Source organism: Thermodesulfobacteriota bacterium (assembly GCA_040756475.1).
In the GTDB taxonomy this organism is placed as follows: Bacteria; Desulfobacterota; Deferrisomatia; order Deferrisomatales; family JACRMM01; genus JBFLZB01.
On sequence record JBFLZB010000185.1, the window covers coordinates 1 to 8,677 of the forward strand.

The 8,677-nt window shown below is 71.6% G+C and carries 9 protein-coding genes; all 9 read right to left on the bottom strand.

Features of this window, described 5'->3' with window-relative positions; translation table 11 throughout:
• Nucleotides 1-1,501: PAS domain S-box protein (locus tag AB1578_19365; GenBank protein MEW6490053.1), on the bottom strand; the 1,501-nt coding region annotated here is incomplete at its 3' end.
• Nucleotides 1,498-2,079: a YfiR family protein gene (locus tag AB1578_19370; protein ID MEW6490054.1), complete on the bottom strand. Its 582-nt coding sequence runs from the start codon at nucleotides 2,077-2,079 to the stop codon at nucleotides 1,498-1,500. The genes AB1578_19365 and AB1578_19370, both read right to left, overlap by 4 nt.
• A gap of 16 nt (nucleotides 2,080-2,095) precedes the next feature.
• Nucleotides 2,096-4,123 (bottom strand): TonB-dependent receptor, encoded by a 2,028-nt coding sequence (locus tag AB1578_19375; GenBank protein MEW6490055.1) that lies wholly within the window; start codon nucleotides 4,121-4,123, stop codon nucleotides 2,096-2,098.
• A gap of 129 nt (nucleotides 4,124-4,252) precedes the next feature.
• A complete protein-coding gene (locus AB1578_19380; protein ID MEW6490056.1) occupies nucleotides 4,253-4,720 on the bottom strand; it encodes a hypothetical protein in 468 nt (155 codons plus the stop codon).
• Nucleotides 4,721-4,804: 84 nt separating this feature from the next.
• Nucleotides 4,805-5,905: a 2Fe-2S iron-sulfur cluster binding domain-containing protein gene (locus tag AB1578_19385; GenBank protein ID MEW6490057.1), complete on the bottom strand. Its 1,101-nt coding sequence runs from the start codon at nucleotides 5,903-5,905 to the stop codon at nucleotides 4,805-4,807.
• Nucleotides 5,906-5,941: 36 nt separating this feature from the next.
• Nucleotides 5,942-6,529, bottom strand: coding sequence for an RnfABCDGE type electron transport complex subunit A (locus tag AB1578_19390; protein ID MEW6490058.1), 588 nt, complete (start codon nucleotides 6,527-6,529; stop codon nucleotides 5,942-5,944).
• Between the two features lies 1 nt (nucleotide 6,530).
• The gene (locus tag AB1578_19395; GenBank protein MEW6490059.1) at nucleotides 6,531-7,166 is read right to left on the bottom strand and encodes an NADH:ubiquinone reductase (Na(+)-transporting) subunit D; all 636 of its coding nucleotides are present in this window, start codon (nucleotides 7,164-7,166) and stop codon (nucleotides 6,531-6,533) included.
• A gap of 5 nt (nucleotides 7,167-7,171) precedes the next feature.
• Complete coding sequence (locus AB1578_19400; protein MEW6490060.1) at nucleotides 7,172-7,801, bottom strand: FMN-binding protein; 630 nt, start codon at nucleotides 7,799-7,801, stop codon at nucleotides 7,172-7,174.
• Nucleotides 7,798-8,677: RnfABCDGE type electron transport complex subunit D (locus AB1578_19405; GenBank protein ID MEW6490061.1), on the bottom strand; the 880-nt coding region annotated here is incomplete at its 5' end. The genes AB1578_19400 and AB1578_19405, both read right to left, overlap by 4 nt.

The following is an 8,677-nucleotide window of genomic DNA, read 5'->3' on the forward strand; positions in this document are numbered from 1 at the left end:
CCATGGCATGCCACGCGTTGGTGCACAGGTTGAGGAGCACCTGGTGGAGCTGGGTGGCGTCGGCCACCACCGGGCCCGGGTCGTCGTCGAGGCGGCTTCGGATCTCGATGGTCTTGGGCAGGGTCGCGGAGACGAGCCGCAGGGTCTCCCGCACCAGGTCCCCCAGGTGCACCGGCCGGCGCTCCTGCTCCGCCCGGCGGCTGAAGGCCAGGATCTGCTTGACCAGGTCCCGAGCCCGCTCCGCGGCGGCCAGGACCCGGGTCAGGCCGTCGCGGACGCGGCTGTCGGGGGGCAGGTCGTCCACCGCCATCTCGGTGTACCCCAGGATGGGGGTCAGCACGTTGTTGAAGTCGTGGGCGATGCCCCCCGCCAGGGTGCCCAGGGCCTCGAGCTTCTGGGACTGGCGCAGCTGTTTCTCGAGCCGCACCTCGGCGGTGACGTCCCGCTTGACGGCCACGTAGTTGACGATGCGGCCCCGGTCGTCCCGCACGGGGGAGACGGTGCACTCTTCCTCGTAGAGCGAGCCGTCCTTGCGCCGGTTCACCAGGCGGCCGCTCCAGGGCTCTCCCCCGGCCACCCGCTCCTCCAGGTCGCGCAAGAGCTCGGCCGCGTTCTCGCCGCTGCGCAGGAGCCGGATGTGCTCCCCCAGCGCTTCCTGCCGGGCATACCCGGTGATGTGCTCGAAGGCCGGGTTCACGTACTGGATGCGCCAGTGCGTGTCGGTGACGACGATGGCCTCGGCGGCCTGCTCCACGGCGGTGGCCAGGCGCAGGAGCTCTTCGTCCCGGGCCTGGAGCTGGGCGAGCATGCGGTTGAAGCCGTCCACCAGGGCGCCCAGCTCGTCCTGGCCCCCGCCCGCCGCCCGCAGGGAGAAGTCCCCTTCCCGGGAGACCCGCCCCATGGTTTCGGCCAGGTCCTGCACGGGCCGGGCGATGAGCCGGCCCAGGGCCAGGGAGAGGGAGTAGGCCACCAGCGATGCCAGGGCGAGGATGCCCAGGGCGATGGCCACCAGGCGCAGCAGCCGGGCCCGGAGCGCCTCGAGGCTCGATCGCAGCACCACGGTGCCCACCACGTCCCCGTCGAAGACCACGGGGTGGGCGAGCTCCAGGTAGGACGGGAAGAAGCGGTGGGTGGGGGACCGCGCTTGGTCCCGGCGTGCCCAATCCGGCGCCGCGTCCGCCTCGGCCGAGGGCGGATACACGGCAAAGCGGCGCCCCTCCTCGTCGTACAGGGCCGCCCGCAGGATGTGGGGCTCCCCCGAGAGACCGGCCAGGGTCTCGGCGGCGGCCCGGCGGTCGTCGAAGGAGAGGGCGGCGGTGGTGTTGCTCCCCACCACCCGGGCGAGTGACGTGAGCTCCGCCACCAGGGAGCTCCGGTAGGTGAAGACCTCGTGGGCCACGAAGGCGCCGGCAGCCAGGACGAGCGCCGCGGCGCTCGTCAGCACGATGACGGCCGTGAGCTTGGCCCGGATGGACAGCCCCGCGGCGATGCGGCCGATCACGGCTGCGCCTCGGAGCCCACGAGGGTGGCGAGCTGGAGCAGGCGAGAGCTGATTTCCAGGCCCGCCCGGAGGGCCGCGTCCCGGTTGATCTCGAACCGCACCGCCCCCTCGGCCGAGACGAGCTGGATCATCCCTCCCTGGCGCGCGAACTGGGGCACGTCGGCCACGGTGAGCACGGGCCGGCCGGCCAGGGCCTTCAGGATCACGGGCAGGCGCCCCCGCTCCGAGTCGGCGATGAAGAGCAGGTGGACGCCGGGGAGCTCGTCCAGCCGGCGGGCCCGGCGCACCTGGAGGGGACGCCCCTTGGCGGTCTTCCCCGCCAGGGCGTCCAGCGCCGAACCGAAGGGGCTCTCCCCGAGCACGGCAACCACTAGGGGCGCGTCCTGCGCGGGAAAGGCCGCCGGGGGCCAGTCGGTGAACCGGGCAAAGTTGTACAGATACGCCGCCTTGACCTCGTATTCCTGCGCCTGGCGCGGCTGGGCCCCGGCGGCAGCCGCCGCGGCGAGGAGCCACGCCAGCGCGGGCAGGAGCCAGCGCCGGGGCCGGCCCGGGGACGAGAAGCGAAGGGGAAGACCCATGGGCGCCGGTGTCCGCCTAGAACCGCAGGGTGACCCGGCCGTAGACGCCCCGCTCTGCCTCGGTGGGGAGCGTGCGAATCGCCTGGCCCGGCTCGAACTCGGCCCGGCGCCGGTCCAGGAGGTTCTGGCCGGCCACGGAGAGCTCCAGATCCTCCCGGGGGCTCCACCCCAACCGAACGTCCAGGGCGGTGTAGCTCTCCACGCCGTCCTGGGGGAGCCGCGACACGCGCCGGAGCCACACGTCGAGCTCCAGGCCGGAGGTCACGTCCAGGGACGAGCGAAGGGAGACCTGGTGCCGGGGGCTTCGGCCCTCGTCGTTTTCGGAGAAGAAGTCTGCGCTCCCGTCCCGGGCCCGGAGCTCCAGGAGGAACCAGGTGTGGGCGAGCTGGAGGCGCCACCAGGGGAGCGCAAACCAGTCCGCCGCCGTCTCCACGCCCCAGGCCCGGCCCTCCAGGCGGTTGTCCCAGCGAAGCGCCTGCACCGCATGGGGCACCGGCTCGGCCCGGAGCTCCGGCTCCTGGGGCTCGAAGCTGCGTAGGTCCCGGTAACGGTGGTGGAAGCCCGTCACGTCCAGGGAGAGCTCGTGGGCCAGGTGGGCGCGGTACCCTGCCTCGTAGGCCAGGAGCGATTCGGACCCGAAGTCCTCGCTGCCCTCCAGGACGAGCTGCACAGGAAAGGTCGCGCCCGGCTGGCGGGGATCGGGGACCAGGGTCACATTGGAACGGATGCGGGCCCCGGCATCTCCCTGGGAGGGCGTCCGCACGGCCCGGGAGACCGCGGCCCAGAAGGAGTGGCGGGGCAGCGGCGTCCACAGGAGCCGGGCGTTGGGCTGGACCTCGAAACCGGTGTAATCGTTGTGTTCGAACTTCGAGCCCAGGGTCAGGCGCAGGCGCTCGGGCACCAGGGTGACATCGTCCTGTACGAAGGCGCTCCAGAGCTGGTCGGTCCGGGTCGAAGGGTCGAAGGCGATGACCTCCCCGGTCTCGAGCTCTCCCCGGGTGAGGCGGTACCCGAACCCCCAGACGAGCTCGTGGCGGGCCATCCCGAACCGGTGCTGGAAGTCCGCGTCGAGGGTGTCGCGCCGTTCGCCGAAGAGGAGCTCCCGGCGATCGGTGCGGTCGTAGTAGAGCTGCAGGGCCAGGTCCGAGGCGGGGGAGAGGGTGCGGCTCCAGCGGCCCAGGAGGTGCCCGCCCCAGAACCGGCCGTCGTCTTCCACGATCTCTCCGGTCTGTGCCCCGGGGGACCCCGGGGGGGGCAGCCGGGGAACGAGGTATCGGGTTCCGGCCTCTCCCCGGTAGGCCTCTCCGGTGACGAGCACGGCGTCGCGCGCCGAGGGCCGGGCGTCGAGCCGCAGCCCCCCCCGCAGGGCGTGCCAGGCGTCGGCGCCCTCCCGGCCCGAGGCGTCTTCTCCTTTGTCCGTTTGGGCGCCCTTCGCGAACAGCCGGTACTGGGCCCCCTCCCCCAGGGCGCCCCCGTAGCGGGCGCCCCCGAAGGCCCGGGCCTCGGTGCCCCCCCCGGCGGTGACGAGCCCGCCCTGGGTATCGGCGGCGTGGCGCGTGATGATGTTGATCACCCCGTTGACGGCGTTGGCGCCCCACAGGGCGGCCCCGGGGCCCCGGATGACCTCGATGCGGTCCACGTCCTCCAGGAGGGTGTCCTGCACGTCCCAGTACACCCCGGAAAAGAGCGGGGTGTAGACGCTGCGGCCGTCCACCAGGACCAGGAGCTTGTTGCTGAACCGGTCGGCGAAGCCCCGGGCCGTGACGACCCACTTGTTGGCGTCGATCCGGGCCACCTGGAGGCCCGGGGCCATGCGCAGGGCCTCGGGGATGCTGGTGGCGCCCGAGCGGCGGATGTCCTCCCGGGTGATGACGAAGACCGCCGCCGCCGTGTCGGAGAGCTTCTGTGGCTTGCGGGAGACCGAGGTGACCTCCACGGCCAGGAGGTCCTCGAGGCTCAGGTCCATCAGGTCGTCGCCTGCCCGGGCGGGCGGGGACCAGGCGAGGCACGCAGCGAGCAAAGCCAGCGGCAATCCTGCCTTCATGTGGGCTCCGTCTCCTACCCCCGATAGGGAAAGCGCCGGGGCCGAGACAACGGCCCCCCGGCGCCGCCGCAGGGCGGCACAGCACTGTTCCCTATCGGCCCGCCCAGGGCCGGGCTGAAGCGGGGTCCTCTACTGCGGGGGAGGGTGCAGACCCAGGAACCGGGCAAGGACGGGGGGCTCCAGGCGAAACGGGCTGCCCCGGCCCTCGTAGAAGCCGTGGGCCCGAATCAGGTGGACCTGGAGGGCCGTCCAAGACAGGCGCTCCCCCGTGTCGGTGCGCCGGGCCTCGATCACGGCCTTGGGGTGGAGGCCCGGTTCCCCGAAGGGGCACGGGAGCACGCCCATGGCCTCGCAGGCGCAAAGCTCGAAGGGGCCCTCGGCTACCGGGGCGCCGAAACCGCCGATGGCCCGTTCGGTGAGGCGGTGGAGGTCGGCGGCGAGCGCCTCGTGCGCCAGGCCCAGCCGGCGCACCGCCCCCTCGTCGTCCTCCAGGATCTCCGCCAGGTCCCGGGGGTCGGTCCCCAGGAAGCCGTCCATGGTGAGGGCGCCCGGGGCCATGCGGGCCTGGGCCGCCTGGAGCTGGGGCGACTGCTTCATCGTTCCTCCCCGCGGGGGTTGCGCCGAGAATTCCGGTTCAGCTCGGTCGAAATCGATCCCGATACCGATGAGATCGGGGCACGCTCACGAGAACTTGTCGAAGTAGATCCGGTCCTCGGGGATGCCCTTCTCCGTGAGCACCCGGATGCAGGCATCGATCATCCCGGGGCTCCCGCACAGGTACCCCTCCATGCCGGCCATGCTCTCGTAGCCTCGGGCCACCACCTCGGTGATGAGGCCGGTCTCCCCCTCCCACTGGTCCTCGGGCGCGGGTTTGGAGAGGGCCGGCACGGCCCGGAAGCCCGGGATCTTCTCCTCGTACTCCCGCAGGAGCTCCTGGTCGTAGAGGTCGCGGCGGCTCACGGCCCCGAAGAAGAGGGTCGCCTTCTTGCGAATCCCCCGCTCGGCCATGTCGGCCAGTATCGCCTCGAAGGGCGCGAGCCCCGAGCCTCCGGCGATGAAGACCGCCTCCGCCTGCGTCTCCCGGAGGTAGAAGTCGCCGTAGGGGCCGTTGATCTTGAGCCGGTCTCCCGCGAGCAGGAGCTCGTGGACGTAGGTGGTGCAGATGCCCCGGGGCACGCGGCGCAGGATGAGCTCGATGAACCGCGTCTCCGAGGGCGGGGAAGAGATGGAGTAGGCCCGGTACACGGGCTCGGAGAGGCCGTCGTAGATGGGGGTTTCCACCTGCACGTACTGGCCGGCCCGGAAGGAGAAGCCCGCGTCCGCCTCGAAACCCAGGCGTACCTTCACCGTGTCGTAGGTGCACGGCGTGAGCGCCTCCACCCGCACGGGGTACTCCTCGACCTCCAGGAGCGACTCGGGGATCTCCAGGGCCATCGCTTCCCGCACCTTCACCTGGCAGGACAGGCGCACCTGGTTGTCGATCTCCTCCGGGGAGAGGTGGGGGGTCTCGGTGGGCAGGAGCGGCCCGCCCCCCTCCAGGATGCGCACCTTGCACAGGCCGCAGCTCCCCCGGCCTCCGCAGGCCGAGGGGATGAAGATGCCCTGGCCCTTGAGGGCCGACAGCAGCGGCTCGCCCCCCTCCACCTCCCGGGGCTCCCCCTGGTTGATCCGCAGGCGCACGGGGCCCGACGAGGCGAGCCTCTTCTCCGCCAGCACCAGGAGCAGGGCCAGGAAAGCCCCCAGGCCCGCCAGGACCAGGACGGCGGAGACCACGCTACCCACGGGCCCCCCGCTGCGCACGGCGCCGCCCGGTGGGCCTCACATCGGCACCATGCCGGAGAACCCGATGAAGGCGAGCGCCATGATGCCCGTGAGGATCATGGTGATGGCGGGGCCCTGGAGCGCCGGGTGCACCCGGGAGCGCTTCATCTTCTGGCGAAGCCCCGCCATGGCCAGGATGGCCAGGGCCCAGCCGGCGCCGCCCCCCGCCCCGTAGGCCAGGCTCTGGAGGAACGAGTACTCCCGGATCACCAGGAAGAGGCTCACCCCGAGGATGGCGCAGTTGACCGTGATGAGGGGCAGGAAGATTCCCAGGGCGTAGTAGAGCACCGGGCTCACCCGCTCGATGATCATCTCGACGAGCTGCACCGTGGCGGCGATGACCACGATGAAGGCGATGAACCGCAGGTACTCGAGGCCCAGCGGCTCCAGGAGGAGAGTGTAGACGAAGTAGTTGATGCCCGAGGTCAGGGTCATCACGAAGATCACCGCCGTGCCCAGCCCGAGGGCCGTCTTGATCTCCCGCGACACGGCGATGAAGGAGCACATGCCCAGGAAGTTGGCGAGCAGGATGTTGTTGATGAAGATCGACGCGAGGAAGATCGTGAAGGGGCCGGGGGTTTCCACGCTACCCTCCTTCCGCGGGCGATCGGGGCTTCTGCACCGTGCGCAGGAGCCACATCACCAGGCCGAGCATGAAGAAGGCCCCCGGGGGCATCACCATGATCACCCAGCGGGTGAACCCGTCGGGGAGCACCGGGGCCCCGAAGAGGGTGCCGAACCCCAGGAGCTCCCGGAAGAAGGCGATGGTCAGGAGCACGAGCCCGTACCCGATGCCGCACCCGAGCCCGTCGAGAAACGAGAGCACGGGGGGGTTCTTGGCCGCGAACCCCTCGCACCGCCCCATGATGATGCAGTTGGTGATGATGAGGCCCACGTAAGGCCCCAGCGCCTCGCTGATGGCCGGCAGGTAGGCCTTGATGGCGATGTCCACCACGATCACGTAGGAGGCGATGATGAGGACCTGGGCCATCATCCGCACCCGCTTGGGGGTGACGGTGCGCAGGCAGCTCACGGTGAAGCTCGACATGGCGGTGACGAAGACGAGCCCCGCGCTCATCACCGCGGTGTTCACCAGGAGGTTCGTCACCGCCAGGGCCGAGCAGATCCCCAGGATCTGCCGGTAGATGGGGTTGTCGTCCCAGATGCCCCGGCGCAGGGTGGAGACGCCCAGGCTCCGGCGCAGCCACAGGGTGGGGCGCATGGCCATCAGCGGGCCTCCCCCCCGGCCAGGGCGGAGTGCCGGCGCAGGTCTTCCAGGAAGCGGTTCAGGGACTCCTCGAGACGGCTGCTCGTCTGGGTGGCCCCGGTCACGGCCTCCACCTCCCGGGGTTCCCGGGGCGGCCGATACACGAAGGTCAGGGCGGGCCCTCCTCCGGGGGGAGGCGCCAGGGGCTTGCCCCGGAACTGCTCCCGGAACCAGGCTTCCGTGATCCGCCCCCCCAGGCCGGGGGTCTCCTGGTGTTTGGTGAAGGCGATTCCCAGGATCTCCGTCCCCCCGGGCTTGACCGCCAGCACCCCGCTGATGGGGCCCCAGAAGCCGGGCCCCTGGAAACGGAACCCGTAGCCCAGCAGCGCGCCGTCCTCACCCCGCACTCGGTAGTACTCCCCCTGGGGCGCGGCGAGCTCTTCCACCCGGCGGCTCCACAACCGCGCCAGGGCGTCGGGCTCCCGGGGCGCGGGCAGGTGGAAGGCCGAGAGCACGTGCTGGCGAAACTGGGCCCGCTCGCCGGCCTCCACCCGGTCACGGGTCACCAGGGCGAGCGAGCTCACCACCGCGCCGAAGAAGGCGGCCAGCACCACCATGAACCCGATGGGGTAGAGGGGGGAGCTCTTCACGGGTGGGACTCCCCCGCCCGCCAGGCCTTCCAGGCGCCCAGCCCCTCCTCCAGGATGGGACCGAACATGTTCCCGAGGAGGATGGCGAACATGATCCCCTCGGGGAAGTTGCCCAGATCCCGGATGAGCGCGGTCGCCAGCCCGATCACCGCCCCGTAGGCCACCTTCCCCGGCCGCGTGCGGTTGGCGCTCACCGGGTCGGTGGCCATGAAGATGGCCCCGTAGAGGAAGCCACCCGCCAGGACTCCGTGGAGGGGGTCGGCCCCCGCACCCCACCCCAGGAGCCGGAAAACCGCCGTCACCACCAGGTAGATGCCCACCGTGGAGGCCATGATCTCCCAGGAGGCGACCCGCCTCCACAGGAGGACCGCAGCCCCCACAAGGAGCGCCGCCTTGCTGGCCTCTCCCAGGCTGCCCGGCACCGCGCCCAGGAAGAGGAGCAGGGCCGACACGGGCTCCCCGAGGGCCAGGGTCGGCAGGGGCGTGGCTCCCGTCACCGCGTCCGCCGGGAGCCAGGCGGCGAGCCCTCCGAGCCCGCCCCGGAAGGGCTCGAGCCACCCGGCGGTGAGCTGGACCGGGAAGCACACGTACAGGAAGGCCCGGCCCACCAGCGCCGGGTTGAAGACGTTTCGGCCCATACCCCCGAAGAGCTCCTTGCCGAAGGCCACCCCCACCAGGGCGCCCAGGGCACACATCCAAAACGGCGTGGCCGGCGGCAGGGACAGGGCGAGCAGGCTCCCGGTGACGAAGACCGCCGACGTCACCGGCTCTGCGCGCTGGCGGGTGAAGTAGCGCTCGGTGGCATAGGCGGCGGCGTTGGTGACCGCCAACACCGCGACGCAGCGCCAGCCGTAGAAATAGAGGGCAGCCAGGGCC

Bases quoted from the DNA above. Each gene is read 5' to 3' on its own strand.
- AB1578_19370 (MEW6490054.1), bottom strand. From the start codon at position 2,079: ATGGGTCTTCCCCTTCGCTTCTCGTCCCCGGGCCGGCCCCGGCGCTGG.
- AB1578_19375 (MEW6490055.1), bottom strand. From the start codon at position 4,123: ATGAAGGCAGGATTGCCGCTGGCTTTGCTCGCTGCGTGCCTCGCCTGG.
- AB1578_19380 (MEW6490056.1), bottom strand. From the start codon at position 4,720: ATGAAGCAGTCGCCCCAGCTCCAGGCGGCCCAGGCCCGCATGGCCCCG.
- AB1578_19395 (MEW6490059.1), bottom strand. From the start codon at position 7,166: ATGCGCCCCACCCTGTGGCTGCGCCGGAGCCTGGGCGTCTCCACCCTG.